This window comes from Blautia sp. NSJ-140, from assembly GCF_022868965.1.
GTDB lineage: Bacteria > Bacillota > Clostridia > Lachnospirales > Lachnospiraceae > Blautia_A.
Genome location: NZ_JALIFS010000005.1, coordinates 56,829 through 75,099 on the forward strand (window position 1 = coordinate 56,829; position 18,271 = coordinate 75,099).

Below are 18,271 nucleotides of genomic sequence, written 5' to 3' on the forward strand. Positions count from 1 at the left end.
TGCATATCCGCAAATATCTTGACAATTTTCGGATATGTAGTATGATAAGAAAAGAGTAGCACTCGAAACTCAAGAGTGCTAATAATCACAGAAAGAAGGAAATGAACATGGCATTAAAACCAGTTGCAGACAGAGTTATCGTAAAATATTTTGAGACAGAAGACAAAACCGCATCCGGCATCGTGCTTCCGGACAGCTCCAGGGAGAAAACCCAGCAGGCAGAGGTTATCGCAGTAGGTGGCGGTAAGGTCGTAGACGGTAAAGAAGTACCGGTACAGGTAAAGCCAGGTGACCGTGTGATCTACGGAAAATACACAGGAACTGAGATCAAATATGAGGGTGAGAAATATCTGGTGATCAATGCAGATGATATCATTGCCATCGTAAAAGACTGATGACGGATTTTTATCGTAATTTTCTGAAATTATGCTCCGTGTTGGTGTTGCAGAATGTAGTGACCTTAAGTGTCAATCTTGCTGACAACATTATGCTTGGAGCCTTCAGCGAAACTGCATTATCCGGTGTGACCACCGTAAACCAGGTACAGTTCGTCTTTCAGCAGCTGCTTATGGCGCTGGGAGACGGACTTGTCATATTCGGAAGTCAGTACTGGGGAAAGAAAGAGACAGAACCGGTAAGAAAGATCAGTGCCTGGGCCATGCGCACAGGCCTTTTTATTGCCTTTGTGCTGTTTATCCTGGCCAGCCTTTTTCCAACACAGCTGCTGGGGCTTTTTACAACAGACCAGACAATTATTGAAGCCGGCCGTTCCTATCTGGCGATCATCCGGTTTACTTACTTTTTCTTTGCGGTGACGCAGATCCTGCTTGCTACACTGCGTTGTGTGGAAATTGCAGGGGTTGCCTTCGGGCTTTCGGTAATGACTCTTGTGATCAACTGCAGCATAAACTGGATCCTGATCTACGGACATTTTGGTGCACCCAGGATGGGAGCCGCAGGAGCTGCTGTGGGAACACTGACTGCCCGTATTGCGGAGATCTGTGTTCTGATCATCTATATCCGTAAAAAACAGAGCTGGATTGGCATTTGTATCCGGGATTATCTGCATTCAGACTTAAGGTTCGGCAGGAAATATTATAAGGTGGTATGTCCATTGCTGGTGCTCCAGGGACTCTGGGGCGTGAATACGGCTCTTCAGACAGCAATCCTGGGACATATGACAGCAGCAGCCATTGCTGCCAACAGTGCAGCTTCCAATCTGTTTTTGATGGTGAAATCCGCTGCTGTGGGAGCCGCCTCCGCTGCATCAGTTACCATGGGAAAAACCATCGGTTCCGGGAACCTGGAACTTGCGAAGGTTTATTCCAAAAAGCTCCAGAAATTATTTGTAGTCATGGGACTCATCTGTGGTATCCTTCTTTTCTTTATCCGGATCCCAGTGCTGAGCCTGTATCAGCTTTCGCCGGAAACGAGAGAGATGGCCAATACTTTTCTTATCATTTTAAGTGTGGTAATGGTAGGGATGTCCTATCAGATGCCGACAAACGGTGGTATTATCCGGGGAAGCGGAAGCATCGCCTATTCTATGAAGGTGGATCTGATCAGTACCTGGGGGATCGTGATTCCTCTGTCCATGTTTATGGCATTTGTGGTCAATGCATCCCCGGCAATAGTGGTATGTTGCCTGAATGCAGATCAGATCTTTAAATGCGTGCCTGCATTTTTGAAGTGCAATTACGGACACTGGATCAAAAATATGACGAATTAAGGAAATATATATAGATCAGAGGAAAGATACAGAAAATTTATCTTGACGCCTGTGTGATCTGTATGTAGAATAAATACAAGCTTTAACGAAATGCAGTAAAAAAATCTCTGAAGAGCCAGGGACAGCTTGACAAAGGTAATATGGTATAGTATTATCTTGCCTATATCATATTAAACTGGTAGGAAAAGAGGAATACTCACTGAAACACAGGAGGAACAGGAAATGAGAAAAAAAGTACTGGCAGCGCTTCTGGCAGCTGCAGTGGCAGGAACAACTGTCATGTCAGGAATGACTGCTTTTGCAGCAGAAACAGAAGGAACCAAGGCGGAAGGCGGAAATATTACCATTGCAGAAACAACAGATCCGCAGAATATCAATCCGCTTTATGTTGTGGATCAGACAAGCTTCGATATGATGCAGGCACTGTACAGCCCGTTTTTTGAGATCGTGAACGGAGAGATGTATTACGGAAACGGACTTTGCGAAAGTGTAACAGCCAATGATGATGCCAGCGAATTCACACTGAAGCTGAAAGACGGACTGAAATGGCATGACGGTCAGCCGATCACAGCCGATGATGTGGTATTTACCATGCAGGTGCTGGTAGATGAGAAGCAGAATGTTCCGTACTCTTCTTACGGATACGTTAATGATAAGGCAGTAGAGGCAGAGAAGGTTGATGACCTTACAGTCAAGCTTTCCCTTGGATCATCTTCCGCAGGATTCCTTGGCGGACTGAGTCAGGTTTACTGTATTCCGAAGCATATTTATGACGGCGTGGAGAATATCGGAGAAAGTGATCTCAACAATGAACCGGTGGGAAATGGTCCTTTTAAGTTCGAGGAATACAAATCCGGAGAGTATTATAAAGTAACAAAATTCGACGACTATTTTGATGATGTAAATCTGGATTCCATCACCTTCAAGATCGTAAAGGATTCCAGTTCCGCCAATGCGGCACTTGCAAGCGGAGATCTGGATGCACGTCTGATCAGTGCAGATGATTACGATACCATCAGTGCTTACGATAACGTAAACATCAATACCTATAATTCCGGACGTGTCAACGCCATGTTCATGAATGAGCTGAACAAAGATCTTCAGGATGTAAAGGTACGTCAGGCAATCGCATACGCACTGAATAAAGAGGAGTTCTGCCAGTTTGCTTTCATTTCCGAGGACTATGCAGAGCCTGCGGATTCTATTTTTACACCGGATACACTCTACTATACAAAACCGGACAACACCTACGACAATGATCCGGCTAAAGCACAGGAGCTCCTTTCCGAAGCAGGAAAGACAAATCTTTCTCTGAACCTGATGTATATCTCCACAGATAAGACAATGGAGAGTGAGGCTCTGTATGTACAGTCTGCCCTTGCAAATGTAGGAATCACCATCAATCTTCTTCCTACAGATGAGTCTACCTTCAAGAATAAGACAAAGGATCCGGAGTGCACAGATTATGATCTGGTACTGAGCTTCTATACTCTGGGAGAAGAGCCGAGCCTTTACGCAGACATGAGTTCTTCCGACAGCCGTTCCAACTATTCCAGGATCAAGGATACAGATCTGGATGCATTGTGGGAAGATGGCAACAGCACTGCAGATGAGACAAAACGTGGTGAGATTTATAAAGAGATCCAGAATACGATCAATGATAACATGTATATCTATCCGATCGCTTATTCCAATGGTTTCTATGCGGTAAGTAAAGATTTCGGGGGCTTTGATGAATGTCTGTTAAAAACTATTTATTATGATTATTCCAAGATCTACACATTGGAGAAATAAATAATTTTATAGCGGATGAATACCGGAAACAGAAAGAGGCTGACGCGTTTTTTGCGCCAGCCGATTTCCTGTTTTCGGGGAAAATAAAGGAGGTACATTTTGAAGAAGATCGTAAACCGACTGATACAGTGTATTCTGACACTGTTTATTGTCTCTGTTCTCTGCTTTTCACTGACAAAAGCAGCGCCCGGAGATCCTGTTCTGACTTATGTGGAACCAAATATGAGTGAAGAATATATCCAGAACCTGAGAGAAAGCCTGGGACTTACAAAGCCTCTCTATGAGCAGTACTTTCTGTGGCTGGGAAGGATCCTTCACGGGAATTTCGGAAATTCTCTGATGAATAACCGTCCGGTCCTGACACAGATGCTGGAGAGGCTTCCCGCAACCGTGATCCTCATGGGAACCAGCATGCTGCTTGGTTTTCTCATTGCCATTGTACTGGGCCTGTATTCCGGAAAGAATAAGAATGGTGTTCTGGATAAGATTACCAGTATGTTTTGTTATGTAGGTATCTCCATTCCTACTTTCTGGTTCGGTATCATGCTGATCTATCTCCTCAGTGTGCATTTACATATCCTGCCAAGTATCGGTATGCATTCAGACGGAAACCGTTCCTTTGGAGATCTGATCCTGCATATGGTCATGCCCTGTGCAGTTCTGACCTTTGCAAATGCGTCACAGTACATCCGGTATTTAAGAAGCAGTACCATTACGGAAATGTCCTCCGATTATGTTATGGTGCAGAGGGCTTACGGAATGAAAGAGTCTGGAATCCTTTTCCGGCATGTACTGAAAAATGCCATGCTTCCTATGATCACAGTTCTCGGAATGAGCCTGCAGTCCCTGGTATCCGGTGCCATTATCACCGAGCAGGTTTTTGCATGGCCGGGAATCGGTCAGCTGGCAGTTACTGCCGTCATGCAGTATGATTATCCCCTGATCATGGGAATTACCATGTTCACCGCGCTTCTTGTGGTGCTCGGAAATCTTCTGGCAGATATTCTGTATGCTGTCTTTGATCCGAGGATCCGGAAAGCAGGATGTTAGGAGGTGAAGGAACATGAGAGAAAATATCTGGAAAAATATCAAACTTGGTTTTAAGACAAATAAACTTGCAGTGGTAGGTGCAGCAGCTATCATCCTGCTGGCACTGATCTCCATTTTTGCCTTTCTGTATCCGGTAGATCCCAATGCCATCAGCGCCACAGAGAGACTGAATGCTCCTTCCATGGCGCATCTTTTCGGTACGGATGATATGGGACGGGATTATCTGGCTCGCTGTATTTACGGAGGAAGAGCATCACTTCTGGTGGGCTTCCTTTCCATGGTGCTTTCTACAGCCCTTGGCGTGATCATCGGTTCCATCAGCGGTTTTGTGGGAGGAACGGTGGATGCGGTGCTGATGCGTCTGGTGGATGCATTGATGAGCCTTCCGACATTCCTGATCATGATCGTTATGAATGCCTTCCTGAAACCGGGACTTCAGAACATTGTCCTGATCATCGGCTTTCTGACCTGGATGAACATTGCCAGGATCGTCCGTGGCGAGACTATTTCCCTGAACGAGAGAGAGTATGTCATCTATGCAAAGATCTCCGGACAGAAGAAATTCTCCACCATTGTACATCATATCCTGCCTAACATCATGCCTACCATTATCGTGGCTGCAACCATGAACATTGCCAATGCCATCCTGATGGAATCTGCACTGAGCTTTTTCGGCCTGGGTATCCAGCCGCCTACGGCTTCCTGGGGAAGTATGCTGAGCAATGCACAGCGCTATATCCAGCAGGCACCGTATCTGGCTATTTTCCCCGGAATCCTGATCCTGATCACGGTCGTCAGCTTCAATTATCTGGGAGAAGTATTAAGAAAAGTATTCGAGCCCAAGTAAGGAGGACATTTACACATGGAAAAATTACTGGAAGTAAAAGATCTGAAGGTGTCTTTCTTTACAGACCTTGGAGAGACACAGGCAGTAAAAGGTGCAGGCTTTGCCATCGGTGAGGGGGATTTTTTCGGGATCGTAGGAGAGTCCGGAAGCGGAAAAAGTGTGACCACCAAATCCATTCTCCGTCTCGGACCATCCAACTGTAAGATCATGGGTGGTGAGATCCTGTTCCGGGGAGAAGATATCCTGAAGAAAAATGAAGCAGCGCTCCGTGAGATCCGCGGTGGTGAGATCGCCATGATCTTTCAGGATTCTCTTTCCGCACTGAATCCGGTTTACACTGTTGGCAATAAGATGGTAGAGCTGATCCGGCGCCATACCAATATGAATAAAAAAGAAGCAAAGGCCCGGGTGCTGGAGCTTCTCACAGCCGTTGGTATCACAGACCCGGAAAAGGCTATGAACAGCTATCCCCACGAGCTTTCCGGCGGTATGCGCCAGCGTGTGATGATCGCCATGGCCATGAGCAGTGACCCGAAGATCCTGATCGCAGATGAGCCCACCACAGCCCTGGACGTTACGATCCAGGCGCAGATCCTTCACCTGCTTCTGGAACTTCAGAAAAAGAACAATATGAGTATCATCCTGATCACCCATGATCTGGGCGTTGTGGCGCAGACCTGTAAACGGGTAGCTGTTATGTGTGGTGGCTACGTAGTGGAAGAGGGAACTGTAGAAGAGATCTTTCTTCATCCGGGACATCCCTATACACAGGCACTGATCGCAAGCATGCCGCGGGTGGGAGGTACCTTTGAACAGTTTCTGGAGAGAGATCTTTCGGACGGAAACGGTGATCTGTGTCCCTTCCTCAATCGCTGTAAATATGCGGACAAAACCTGTGAGGCCTGTCTTCCGAAATATTATGAGGCTTCAGAGGGACACAGGATATTCTGTCACAGAAGGGAGGAGAAGAGATGAGCAAGCCCTTAATTGAAGTAAAAGATCTGAAAGTATATTTTAAACAGAAATCTCCGAAGCTTCTGTCCTTTAAGCCGGGCATACTGAAGGCTGTGGATCAGGTAAGCTTTTCTATTGAAAAGGGAAAAACCTTCGGTCTGGTAGGAGAATCCGGAAGCGGAAAATCTACCATCGGAAAGGCAATCCTACGTTATCATAAACCCACAGGCGGTGAGATTTTTTATGAAGGAACAGAGATCGGAGCCATGGGGGAAAAAGAACTGCTTCCATACCGCAAAAAAATGCAGTCCGTTTTTCAGGATCCCTATTCCTCTCTGGACCCAAGCCATACAGTGCAGGATATCATCTGCGAGCCTATGGCGATCCATAAAATGTACACGCAGAAAGAACGCAAAGAGCGTGCAAAAGAACTGATCCGCGTGGTTGGCCTCAAAGAGCAGGATCTTCTGAAGTATCCTCATGAGTTTTCCGGCGGACAGCGTCAGAGGATTTCCATTGCAAGAGCACTTTCCGTACAGCCGGAATTTGTAGTCTGCGATGAGCCCATTTCTGCGCTGGATGTTTCCCTGCAGGCCCAGATCGTTCAGATGCTTCAGGATCTTCAGGAAAAATACGGGCTGACCTATCTGTTCATCAGCCATCAGCTGCAGGTGGTCCAGAAGATCTGTGATGAGATCGGGGTGCTTTATCTTGGAAATCTCATGGAGATCGCAGATGCAGATAAGCTCTATTCCAATCCGCTGCATCCTTATACAAAAATGCTGATCTCCTCGATTCCGGTTCCGGACCCAAGAGTCAAAACTCTGGATCAGATCGTTACGGATACCGGAGTACAGTCCAGATCTATCGGGGGCTGCCGCTTCCATAACCGCTGTCCGTGGTGTGAGGAACGCTGCAGACAGGAAACCCCGGCACTTCGTCAGGTGGAGCCGGGACATATGGTAGCATGTCATAAATATCAGGAAAAGAAATAATCATAAAATACGGGAAGGTAAATAAAAAAGTGGACATAAATATATATAAAAACTATCTGGCGATCCTCCGTGAGGAGATGATCCCGGCTATGGGATGTACAGAACCTATTGCCCTGGCCTATGGCGCGGCAAGAGCAAGAGAGATCCTTGGAAAAGAGCCGGAGCGTATCGTAGCAAAATGTTCCGGAAATATCATCAAAAATGTGCGTTGTGTGATCATTCCCAATTCTGGAGGCTTAAAGGGGATTCCTGCAGGTGTGATCCTTGGGGCGGTGGCAGGAGATGCTTCTCTGGATATGGAGGTTCTTTCCAAAGTCGATGAAAAGGGCAGGGCACGCTGCCGGGAACTTCTGGAGGCAGATATCTGTAAGGTAGAGCTTCTGGACACGCCGGTGGTCCTTCACATTATCATCGAAATGTATGCTGGTGAAGATACCGTCAGCCTGGAGATCAAATACGACCATATCAACGTGACCAGGATCAGCAAAAACGGGGAAATCCTCCTTGATGCAGACAAAGCTGTGGAAGAAAAGGAAGAGACGGACCGAGGCCTGTTAAATCTGGAGGATATTCGGGAATTTGCGGATACCGTAGAGCTTTCCGATGTAAAGGAACTTCTGGATGCGCAGATCAGAAGCAATATGGCCATTGCTCATGAGGGAATGACCGGAAAATACGGCCTGGGTATCGGGCGCGTGATCCGTGAAAACTATTCTCATGATATGCTCACCAGAATGAGAAGTCTTACTGCAGCAGCTTCCGAGGCACGTATGGGTGGCTGTGATATGCCGGTTGTCATTAATTCCGGAAGCGGAAATCAGGGAATTGCATGCTCTGTTCCGCTGATCGTCTATGCAAGAGAGATGGAGCTGCCGGATTACAGCCTCTACAGGGCCCTGGTGTTTTCCAATCTCCTCACAGTCTATCAGAAGCAATATATAGGGAAGCTGTCTGCCTTCTGCGGGGCGGTATCGGCCTCCTGTGCAGCCGGAGCCGCCATTACCTATATGGTAGGCGGAGATATTTCCCTGATCAAAAAAACGATCGAGAATACCCTTGCCAATATTCCGGGAATCATCTGTGATGGGGCCAAGATCTCCTGTGCTGCCAAGATCGCAGCCTGTCTTGACGCAGCCTTCCTGGCGCATCATCTTGCCATGAACGGGCAGTCTTATGCGCCTTATACAGGAATTCTCCAGGAAGAAACCGCAGAGACCATCAGCTGTGTGGGACAGATCGGAAAAGACGGTATGAAGGAAACAGACAGAGAGATCCTCAAGATCATGCTGGAGCATTGATCCGCATCGGAGATGGCACAGATTAAACAGAAAAGGTTGGATTTATGGACAATGAATTAAGAATTGCAATACTGATCGATGCAGATAATGTATCAGACAAATACATCAAGATCATCGTGGATGAAGTGGCAAACATCGGCATAGCCACCTACAAACGGATCTATGGAGACTGGACCAGTGCACGGCTTTCCTCCTGGAAAAAGGTTCTTCTGGAGGATTCCATCATTCCTATCCAGCAATACAGCTATACCACCGGAAAAAACGCCACCGATTCGGCGATGATCATTGATGCCATGGATATTCTGTATTCCGGAAATGTGGATGGATATTGCATTGTTTCTTCGGACAGTGATTTCACCCGTCTGGCAGCAAGGCTCCGGGAATCCGGAATGCTGGTCCTGGGTATGGGTGAGGAGAAGACGCCGAAGCCGTTTATTTCCGCATGCAACCAGTTTAAATATCTGGATCTTCTCTACCGCAACCAGCAGGAGGAAGAGAAGAAGGAAGATATGGCTACTGCAGCAGAAGCTAAAAAATCCGGAAACAGCAGCAAACAGAGCAGCTCCGGCTCCAGGAAGAACAAAGACCTCAAGCGGGTACGCAAGGCCATTAATGCTATCATCGAGAAATTTTCTGACGAAGAGGGATGGCTTTCCTCCGGACAGCTGGGTGACCAGCTTGGGAAACGACTTCCGGATTTTGATGTGCGTAATTACGGATATTCCAAGTTGACCCCCTTTATCAAATCTCTGGGAAATTATGAAACAGGCAGGATCCCCACGGGAAGCGGAGGGAGAAAGCAGATCTATTTCCGCATGAAGGAGGATAAACAATGAAGAATTATCTGGCACCTATGGAGGGCGTAACCAACTGGGTCTATCGGAATGCATATCATGACTATTTTTATCCCATGGATAAATACTTTACTCCCTTCATCACTGCCAAGCCCAATAAACGTCTCAGCAGCAAGGAGATCAAAGAGGTATCACCGGAAACCAACGGAGATCTTCCGGTGATTCCCCAGATCCTGACCAACAATGCGGAGGATTTTGTGAAAACAGCGCATATCTTCCGGGATGAATACGGACACAGGGAAGTAAATCTCAATCTGGGATGCCCCTCGGGAACTGTCACAGCCAAGGGAAAGGGTGCCGGTTTCCTGGGCGAGCCGGATAAGCTGGAACGTTTTCTGGATGAGATCTTCGAAAAGACCGGGATGGAGATCTCCATAAAAACGAGAGTGGGAACGGATTATGAGGAAGACTGGGAACGGCTTCTTGAGATCTACGGCAGATATCCGCTGAAGGAGCTGATCATCCATCCACGCCTTCTGAAGGATCATTATAAGGGGATTCCCAGATATGGACTGTATGAGGAGGCAAGGGAAAAGCTGAAGGTTCCTTTGGGATATAACGGGGATATTTTTTCAGTGGAGGCTTATCAGGAAATCCGGGAGAAATTTCCGGATGCAGACAGCGTCATGTACGGAAGAGGCCTGATCGCAAGGCCCTATCTTCTGGATGCCATTATGCAAAAAGAAGACGGAGAGGATCACCGGGAAGAATACCGGAAAAAGCTGCGTCAGTTTCATGACCGTCTTTACCGGGATTATCAGGAACATCTTTCAGGAGAACGAAATGTACTTTTTCGCATGAAGGAATTGTGGAGTTATATGGCACCGGGCTTTACCAATTATGCCAGATATCTGAAAAAGATCAAAAAATCCCAGCATTTTGGTGACTATGAGGCAGCGGTTATGAGCCTTTTTGGAGAACAGGAGATCTTAAAGGTATGAACAGTATAAAAGAAAAATTTGATGAATTTATTTCCCAGTATCCCATTTTTGAGTATCGTGTGCTGGATACAGGGGATATTAAAGTACAGTCACGTGTGCGTACGATCTGTAAACAGGAATGTGAACGTTATGGGAGCACATGGGCCTGTCCTCCGGCAGTGGGAGAACTGTCAGAATGCGAAAAGAAGATCCGGAGCTATCCGAAAGCAGTTTTCTTTTCCAGCGTTGCGGAGGTATCGGATATCATGAACATGAAGGAGATGCTTTCCACAAGAATGGAACACGAAGCGCTTACAGAGAAGGTACGTGATTTTCTGGAGGGAGAGGGCTATGAGACCTTTACACTTTCCACGGAATCCTGTGACTTCTGTGAACGCTGTGCCTATCTGGACGGAAAACCATGCCGTTTTCCGGAGCATATGCATCCATGTCTGGAAAGCTATGGCGTGGTAGTCAGTGAGATCGTAGAAAAGGAAGCTATGGAATACAATCTGGGTGGAAATACCATTCTCTGGTTTTCCATGGTGCTGATCCGCAGATAAAAGACAAAAAGCAGATACAGTGAAAGATACATAAGAAGAAATCCTCCGGCATAGATTAATGATAAAAGCCGGAGGATTTTTTTATGGGAAAAATGTCAGCTTTTCTGGAACTTCCCGGGGAACCGGCATTTCGGGAGGTGCAGGTGATACTTACGGGAAAACGCCGGGCAGTGATCGAAAATTACCGGAATATCCAGAGTTATACAAGGGAGGAGATCCTGATATTGACACCTTCCGGCAGACTTGTGATCCGTGGGAAAAACCTTGTGATCCCCTGCTATACAACCCTTGAACTATGTATCCGCGGGCAGATCGAAAGCATTACGCTGGAGGAGGGAAATAAGTAATGATCCCAGGTTTTGTGCGGGTTTCTGTTAAGGGGCAGCAGTGCCAGCGGTTTGTGAACCTTTGCAGAGGCAGGGAAATGGATCTGAAAAGGATCATCCGTACCGGTGAGACGGAGCTTCAGCTCACCATGAAGGCAGCGGATTTTCTGCAGATCTCGCCACTGCGGAGAAAAACAGGGGTACATATCCACATCCTGAAAAAAAGCGGGCCTTTGTTTTTTCTGCTTTTCTGTAAAAGAAGAAAAATGATCCCTGCAGGGTTTCTGGCAGTTTTCTGCCTTCTTTTTTTACTGTCAGGAAGAGTGTGGAACGTTGAGATCCGGGGCAATATTCTAAATCCCACAACCCAGCTGATGGGATTTCTGAAAGAGCAGGGAATCCATTTCGGAATGTCCAGAAAGAAGATCAGCTGCAGTGCACTTGCAGCTTCTCTGCGAAGAGAATTTCCGGAGATCACCTGGGTGTCTGCCGGATTTTCGGGAACGGGCCTGCGTTTTGAGATCCGGGAGGGAACTGTTGGAGAAAAAGCAGAGCCGGAAGAAAAATCCTGCAGTCTGTTTTCGACTCTGGACGGAGTGATCGATTCCATGGTCACACGGCAGGGAACTCCTCTTGTCAGGGCCGGGGATGAAATAAAAAAAGGCCAGGAACTGGTTTCCGGGATCGTGGATATCAAAGATGACAGCCAGGAGGTCATCCGCTATGAGTATGTTCAGGCAGATGCGGATATTTACGTCTGTCATTCCATTGCCTATTACGATACCTTTCCGTTGGACATAGAGAAAAAGGTATGGTCCGGTAAAAAGAAAACAACGATTTTTTTTCAGCTTGGAAGCAGTTTCCTGGACCTTTCCTCTCCTCTGCAGCAAAATGAAGATCGTCTTATCTGCCGGGAATCTCTTTTCAGTACCGGGATCTTTCAGGTTCCTTTTTCCCTGGGAATCATCACTACCAGCAGGTTTGAGCTTCGAAAAGAAAGACTGACAGAGGATGCCGCCAAAAAACAGGCCATACAGAGGCTTTATGATTATGAAGAAAAATTAATAGAAAAAGGGGTTCAAATATCTGAAAATAATGTTAAAATAGAAATAAATCACCAGGACTGCGTCAGCAGAGGCACTCTTACCGTCATTGAAAGGACCGGAAGAGAAGCCCCCACAGAAAAAAAGACGCAGCCAAAAGAAAGGACACCAGAGGATGGCTAGCAGCATTATCGAATTATATGTGGATGTGCCGGCAGACCGCCAGGCGAATATTTTCGGACAGTTTGACGAGCATCTGAAGCTGATCGAACGTACTCTGAACGTAACCATGATCTTCCGTGACGGTTCTCTTAAGATTCTGGGAAGCCAGGAGGGAGCCACACAGGCCAGGGCAATCGTGGAGGAACTGAATACACTTGCGGGCAGAGGCAATACCATCACACAGCAGAATGTGAATTACGCACTTTCCCTTGCCATGGAGAAGATCGGCTCCGTGATGGAGGAGATCGACAAGGATTTTATCTGTAATACCATACAGGGCAGGCCGATCAAACCCAAGACCCTCGGACAGAAGGACTATGTGGAACAGATCCGTAAGAAGATGATCGTATTCGGTGTGGGACCTGCCGGAACCGGCAAAACCTATCTTGCCATGGCTATGGCAGTAACTGCTTTTCGCAATGAGGAGGTTTCCAGGATCATTCTTACCAGACCGGCCATTGAGGCAGGAGAGAAGCTGGGATTCCTTCCCGGCGATCTCCAGAGCAAGGTCGATCCCTATCTGCGTCCTCTTTATGACGCACTGTATCAGATCATGGGGGCAGACAGCTTTGCCAAAAACATGGAGAAGGGGCTCATCGAGGTTGCCCCTCTTGCCTATATGAGAGGACGTACACTGGATAATGCCTTTATCATCCTGGATGAGGCGCAGAATACCACACCTGCCCAGATGAAGATGTTCCTGACCAGGATCGGCTTCGGTTCCAAGGTGATCATCACAGGCGATGCATCCCAGAAGGACCTTCCCAGGGACGCCACGTCCGGTTTGGATGTGGCGATGAAGGTGCTGAAGAAGATCGATGACATCGGATTCTGTCAGCTGACCAGCAAGGATGTTGTACGTCATCCACTTGTACAGCAGATCGTGCAGGCCTATGACGATTATGAAAAAAAACAGAAGCCTGCCAAATCCAGGAAGGATGACAGGTATGCTGTGAAAAATAAGGAGTACAGAAGATGACCATAAATATCGAATATGAGACAGATCAGGAGTTAGGCATTGACTATGCTGCCCTTGCATCCCAGGTTGCGGACAAGGTTCTTGAAATGGAGAAATGCCCCTATGACGGACAGGTCAATCTTGTCCTGACAGATAACGAGGAGATCAAGAGGGTAAATACGGAATTCCGGAATATCCAGGCTCCTACAGATGTGCTGTCATTTCCTATGATCCCCTTTGAGACACCGGCGGATTATTCCGTTGTGGAAGAGGATGAGTCCTACTTTGATCTGGACAGTGATGAACTCCTTCTTGGAGATATCATGATCTCCGTGCCTAAGGTTTTTGCCCAGGCAGAGGAATACGGACATAGTGTGACAAGGGAATTCTGTTTCCTGGTGGCACATAGTATGCTGCATCTTCTGGGCTATGATCATATGACAGAGGATGAGGCAAAGGTCATGGAAGCCAAGCAGGCAGCAGCACTGAAGGAACTGGGGATCAACCGCTAGTACAGCGAATGACCACGTGCTGTCCCACAGAAAAGCTAAGCGGAAAGCTCTTCCGCTTTAAGAAAAGGAGGTAATATATGAGAATGAAAAAGACAGGTATACTGGCAGGTATCACAGCTGCATGCATCTGCATTGCCCAGACTGTTCCCGCTTTTGGAGCCGGGCAGGATCTGGTAGGCTTTGTCCCCAATGAGGAGAAACAGGAAGAAACCCAGGTAAAGAGTTATCTCACCGGCGAAAATGTTCCGGAGAGCATTGGACGTAGGAGACCGGTTGCCGTGATGATGGGCAACAACAGTGTCGGAGCTCCGCAGAGTGGTATCGGACATGCCGGTGTTGTCTACGAAGCGCCGGTGGAAGGTAATATTACCCGTCTTATGGGCATTCTCGAAGATTATGATGAGCTGGAACGGATCGGTTCCGTTCGCAGCTGCCGTGACTATTATCTCTTTTACGCCAACGAATTTAATGCGATCTATGCCCACTACGGACAGGCTGCCTATGCACTGTCTTATCTGGAACAGCATGTGATCGATAACCTTAACGGGATCCAGATCGGCAAGCTTGCTTTTTTCCGTACAACAGACAGGAAGGCACCTCACAATGCCTATACAGATGCCAGCCACCTTCAGGCAGGCATAGATGCTATGGGATACAGCCAGGAATATAAAGAAGAATATACCGGACATTATCTTTTTGCAGAAGATGGTACAGAGACCGTGCCGGATGGGATCACAGCCAGCCTTGTGAAACTGGATAATTTTACTGATAATCATCCGTGGTATGAATACGATGAAGAGACAAAGGAATATAAGAGATTCCAGTTTGGCAGGGAACATGTGGATCAGCTGGATAATGAACAGCTCACCTGCGACAATATCATCCTTCAGTATTCATCCTGCCCGGCTTACGATGGAAACGGCTATCTGAATATTGATGCCATTTCCGGCGGAGAGGGCAAGTTTATTACCAGAGGCAAAGCCATTGATATCCGCTGGGAGAAGAATTCTCCATGGGGGATCACGCATTATTACGACGGAAATGAACAGGAGATCCGCCTGAATCCGGGTACTACCTGGGTGGAGATCGTACAGAATGACAGGATTGATTCCGTTACTTATCAGTAAGATTAATATACAGGTATCAGGAGAAACAAAAAACATGAACGCAAATTACAGGGAACGACTGAAAGACAAGAAACGCATTGTTATCAAGATCGGATCATCATCACTGATCCACGCAGAAACAGGAAGACTGGATTTTCATAAGCTGGAGATCCTGGCCCGAGAGCTCAGCGACCTTCATAACCGGGGGAAAGACGTAGTGCTGGTATCCTCCGGAGCTATTGCGGTAGGTGCAGCTGCACTGGGGATGAAGGGAAAACCGGCAGAGCTTGAGAAAAAGCAGGCCTGTGCAGCTGTGGGACAGGCCAGGCTGATGACCATTTATCAGAAGCTTTTCGGGGAATACAATCAGATGGTGGCACAGATCCTGATGACCAAGAATACCATGGTCAACAACACCAACCGCAGGAATGCCCAGAATACCTTCCAGCAGCTTCTGGCAGAAAAGGTGATCCCCATTGTAAATGAGAACGACTCGGTATCCTCCTACGAATTCCAGAACCTGGTAAAATTCGGAGACAACGATACCCTTTCCTCCGTGGTTGCTGCACTGATCGATGCGGATCTTCTGATCCTCATGTCCGATATTGACGGTCTTTTTACAGACGATCCCAATTCCAATCCGGATGCACAGTTTATCGATATTGTAGAAAACATGGATGACAATATGCGTAAGCTTGGCAAATCCTCCACAGGAAGCAATGTGGGTACCGGCGGAATGGCGACCAAGCTTACCGCTGCGATCATCGCCACTGCGGCAGGAGCGGACATGGTCATTGCCAACGGAAATGACTTCCACAACATCCACAGGATCGTGGAAGGCAGGAGCTGCGGAACATTATTTGTAGGAAACAAGAAGGAAGAATTCTTCCTCATTGATTATATCGAAAAACTGCTTTAAGGAGAATAACATTATGATGGATAATATCAAGATCGACAGGATCAACGCACTGGCACATAAACAGAAAAGTGTAGGTCTTACCGAGGAAGAAAAGGTGGAGCAGGCGAAGCTTCGGAGAGAATATCTGGATGCAGTGAAGGGGAATCTCCGTGCGCATCTGAATAACATCGATATCAAAGAAAAGGATGGCAGCATCACCAATCTTGGAGAAAAATATGGAAGAAAAAAAGGAAATTAGAAAAAAAATCTTCAAAGCCAGAAAAGAACATACCGATGCCTGGATCCGGGAAAACAGTCTCCGGATCACAGAGACCCTGACAGAGCTTCCGGAATACCGGAATGCAGAACGGATCATGGCATACGCAGATTATAACCATGAAGTGATCACGCGCTATATTATCGAACAGGCCTGGAAAGACGGTAAGGAAGTGGCAGTGCCAAAGGTTTTCGGGAAGGATATGGTATTTTACAGACTGACCGATTTCAGTCAGTTGGAATCCGGCTATTTCGGGATCCCGGAGCCAAAGGAAGACGGAGAAAAGGTTTCCTGGGAAGAAGCCATGATGGTCATGCCCGGGGTGGCTTTTGACGTGAACTGCAACCGGGTAGGCTATGGCGGCGGTTTTTATGACCGCTTTCTGGAAAAGCATCCGGAGGTCTGCCGCGTTGCAGTAGGATTTTCCTTCCAGATCCTTCCGGAGGTTCCAACAGAGCCTACGGATATCCGTCCGCAGGTCATTGTGACGGAAGAGAATATATACCGCGATGCACAGTAAGATATTGCTGTAAAGACAGAAAGAAAGGCAGGAATATTTGGAAATGAATGAAATGCTTGAAAAATTGGGACAGAATGCGAAAGACGCGGAGACAGTCCTTCGAAATCTTTCCACAAATGACAAAAATAAAACCCTGGAAGCTGTGGCAAGGGCTCTTGTCGCTCATACGGATGAGATCCTGAAGGCCAATGCCCTGGATGTGGAAAACGGCAAAAAGAATCAGATGCCGGAAGGACTGATCGACCGTCTGATGCTGACACCGGAGCGGATCGAAGGAATGGCAGACGGACTTCGTCAGCTTACCGGTCTTGAAGATCCCATCGGGGAAGTTACAGGTATGAAAAAACGTCCCAACGGGCTTCTGATCGGACAGAAACGTGTTCCTTTAGGTGTGATCGGCATCATTTACGAAGCACGTCCCAATGTTACCTCAGATGCATTCGGCCTCTGCTTCAAAACCGGAAATGTTGTGATCCTGAAGGGTGGGAGCGACGCGATCCATTCCAATACTGCCATTGTCAACTGTATCCGTGAGGCATTGAAAGCCTGCGGCATTACCGAAGATGCCATCCAGCTGATCCAGGATACCTCCAGAGAAACAGCTGCGGAATTTATGAAGCTGAACCGGTATGTGGATGTACTGATCCCACGTGGCGGAAGAGGACTGATCAAAGCAGTGGTAAACCAGAGTACGATCCCTGTCATCGAGACCGGAACCGGAAACTGTCATATCTATGTGGACGAGACTGCAGATCTTCAGATGGCAGCGGATATTGTGATCAATGCAAAGACCCAGCGTGTGGGAGTATGCAATGCATGCGAGTCCCTTCTTGTAAACCGCAAGGTGAAGGATGATTTCCTGCCGGTACTGGCCGGACGCCTTAAGGAGAAGCATGTGGAGGTTCGCGCAGATGAAGCGGCAAAGGCTCTGATGCCGGGAGCAGTTCCTGCAACAGAAGAGGACTGGGGAACTGAATATCTTGACTATATCCTTTCTGTAAAGGTAGTGGATTCCGTGGAGGAAGCCATTGCACATATCAATAAATATAATACAAAGCATTCGGAGGCTATCATTACCAATGATTATACCCATGCCCAGAAATTCCTGGATGAGGTAGATGCAGCAGCAGTTTATGTGAACGCTTCTACCAGATTCACCGATGGAAATGAGTTTGGATTCGGTGCGGAGATCGGGATCAGTACCCAGAAGCTCCATGCAAGAGGCCCAATGGGACTCCTTGCACTGACCACCACCAAGTATATCATTTATGGTAATGGACAGGTACGTCCGTAACACAAATAAAGTAAAGCGGGTTTTTCGGTCCGCTTTACTTTTTTGAAGTGTTGTGCTATACTTTTTTGTAATTGGATTTAAAAAGACTAACTCATAACAGGAGGACTTATA

General features: G+C 47.2%; 20 protein-coding genes. All 20 read left to right on the forward strand.

The features are described 5' to 3' along the window. Nucleotides 1–107: 107 nt before the first annotated feature. The 20 genes from groES (at nt 108) to MUB50_RS07545 (ending at nt 18,160) form a co-directional block, all read left to right on the forward strand. A complete protein-coding gene (groES, locus tag MUB50_RS07450; protein ID WP_118513433.1) occupies nt 108–395 on the forward strand; it encodes a co-chaperone GroES in 288 nt (95 codons plus the stop codon). Continuing rightward, entirely contained in the window at nt 395–1,729 is a 1,335-nt protein-coding gene (locus MUB50_RS07455; protein ID WP_244790752.1) for an MATE family efflux transporter, read from the forward strand. Before groES ends, MUB50_RS07455 begins: the two co-directional genes overlap by 1 nt. A 222-nt stretch (nt 1,730–1,951) precedes the next feature. Then, the gene (locus MUB50_RS07460; RefSeq protein ID WP_244790753.1) at nt 1,952–3,523 is read left to right on the forward strand and encodes an ABC transporter substrate-binding protein; all 1,572 of its coding nucleotides are present in this window, start codon (nt 1,952–1,954) and stop codon (nt 3,521–3,523) included. A 99-nt stretch (nt 3,524–3,622) separates the two neighbouring features. Then, nucleotides 3,623–4,573 (forward strand): ABC transporter permease, encoded by a 951-nt coding sequence (locus MUB50_RS07465; RefSeq protein WP_244790754.1) that lies wholly within the window; start codon nt 3,623–3,625, stop codon nt 4,571–4,573. Nucleotides 4,574–4,586: 13 nt separating this feature from the next. Beyond that, nucleotides 4,587–5,420 carry an ABC transporter permease gene (locus tag MUB50_RS07470; protein WP_021650546.1) on the forward strand — a complete coding sequence of 278 codons (834 nt, stop codon included), beginning with the start codon at nt 4,587–4,589 and terminating at the stop codon, nt 5,418–5,420. A 15-nt stretch (nt 5,421–5,435) separates the two neighbouring features. Next, entirely contained in the window at nt 5,436–6,395 is a 960-nt protein-coding gene (locus MUB50_RS07475) for an ABC transporter ATP-binding protein (RefSeq protein ID WP_173741292.1), read from the forward strand. Continuing rightward, nucleotides 6,392–7,369: an ABC transporter ATP-binding protein gene (locus MUB50_RS07480; protein ID WP_021650544.1), complete on the forward strand. Its 978-nt coding sequence runs from the start codon at nt 6,392–6,394 to the stop codon at nt 7,367–7,369. Before MUB50_RS07475 ends, MUB50_RS07480 begins: the two co-directional genes overlap by 4 nt. 77 nt (nt 7,370–7,446) lie before the next feature. After that, nucleotides 7,447–8,667, forward strand: a complete 1,221-nt coding sequence (locus MUB50_RS07485; RefSeq protein WP_138277745.1) for an L-cysteine desulfidase family protein — start codon at nt 7,447–7,449, stop codon at nt 8,665–8,667. A 44-nt stretch (nt 8,668–8,711) separates the two neighbouring features. After that, entirely contained in the window at nt 8,712–9,503 is a 792-nt protein-coding gene (locus MUB50_RS07490) for an NYN domain-containing protein (protein ID WP_110102276.1), read from the forward strand. Next, nucleotides 9,500–10,462, forward strand: a complete 963-nt coding sequence (locus MUB50_RS07495; protein ID WP_110102278.1) for a tRNA dihydrouridine synthase — start codon at nt 9,500–9,502, stop codon at nt 10,460–10,462. Before MUB50_RS07490 ends, MUB50_RS07495 begins: the two co-directional genes overlap by 4 nt. After that, entirely contained in the window at nt 10,459–11,004 is a 546-nt protein-coding gene (locus MUB50_RS07500; protein WP_015524841.1) for a DUF2284 domain-containing protein, read from the forward strand. The genes MUB50_RS07495 and MUB50_RS07500 overlap by 4 nt, the downstream gene beginning before the upstream one ends. An 83-nt stretch (nt 11,005–11,087) precedes the next feature. Continuing rightward, entirely contained in the window at nt 11,088–11,351 is a 264-nt protein-coding gene (locus MUB50_RS07505) for a YabP/YqfC family sporulation protein (protein ID WP_118513445.1), read from the forward strand. Next, the gene (locus MUB50_RS07510) at nt 11,351–12,556 is read left to right on the forward strand and encodes a sporulation protein YqfD (protein WP_118513448.1); all 1,206 of its coding nucleotides are present in this window, start codon (nt 11,351–11,353) and stop codon (nt 12,554–12,556) included. The genes MUB50_RS07505 and MUB50_RS07510 overlap by 1 nt, the downstream gene beginning before the upstream one ends. Then, nucleotides 12,549–13,574, forward strand: a complete 1,026-nt coding sequence (locus MUB50_RS07515; RefSeq protein WP_022426778.1) for a PhoH family protein — start codon at nt 12,549–12,551, stop codon at nt 13,572–13,574. Before MUB50_RS07510 ends, MUB50_RS07515 begins: the two co-directional genes overlap by 8 nt. Further along, nucleotides 13,571–14,065, forward strand: coding sequence for an rRNA maturation RNase YbeY (ybeY, locus tag MUB50_RS07520; RefSeq protein ID WP_015524845.1), 495 nt, complete (start codon nt 13,571–13,573; stop codon nt 14,063–14,065). Before MUB50_RS07515 ends, ybeY begins: the two co-directional genes overlap by 4 nt. Before the next feature lie 83 nt (nt 14,066–14,148). After that, the gene (locus tag MUB50_RS07525; protein WP_118513577.1) at nt 14,149–15,192 is read left to right on the forward strand and encodes a DUF3048 domain-containing protein; all 1,044 of its coding nucleotides are present in this window, start codon (nt 14,149–14,151) and stop codon (nt 15,190–15,192) included. 34 nt (nt 15,193–15,226) lie between these two features. After that, nucleotides 15,227–16,090, forward strand: a complete 864-nt coding sequence (gene proB, locus MUB50_RS07530) for a glutamate 5-kinase (RefSeq protein ID WP_118513575.1) — start codon at nt 15,227–15,229, stop codon at nt 16,088–16,090. A gap of 16 nt (nt 16,091–16,106) precedes the next feature. Beyond that, complete coding sequence (locus MUB50_RS07535; protein ID WP_044960849.1) at nt 16,107–16,328, forward strand: DUF896 domain-containing protein; 222 nt, start codon at nt 16,107–16,109, stop codon at nt 16,326–16,328. Further along, nucleotides 16,306–16,866 (forward strand): 5-formyltetrahydrofolate cyclo-ligase, encoded by a 561-nt coding sequence (locus tag MUB50_RS07540; protein ID WP_244790755.1) that lies wholly within the window; start codon nt 16,306–16,308, stop codon nt 16,864–16,866. Before MUB50_RS07535 ends, MUB50_RS07540 begins: the two co-directional genes overlap by 23 nt. 43 nt (nt 16,867–16,909) lie before the next feature. Further along, the gene (locus MUB50_RS07545; protein ID WP_118368848.1) at nt 16,910–18,160 is read left to right on the forward strand and encodes a glutamate-5-semialdehyde dehydrogenase; all 1,251 of its coding nucleotides are present in this window, start codon (nt 16,910–16,912) and stop codon (nt 18,158–18,160) included. Nucleotides 18,161–18,271: the final 111 nt, after the last annotated feature.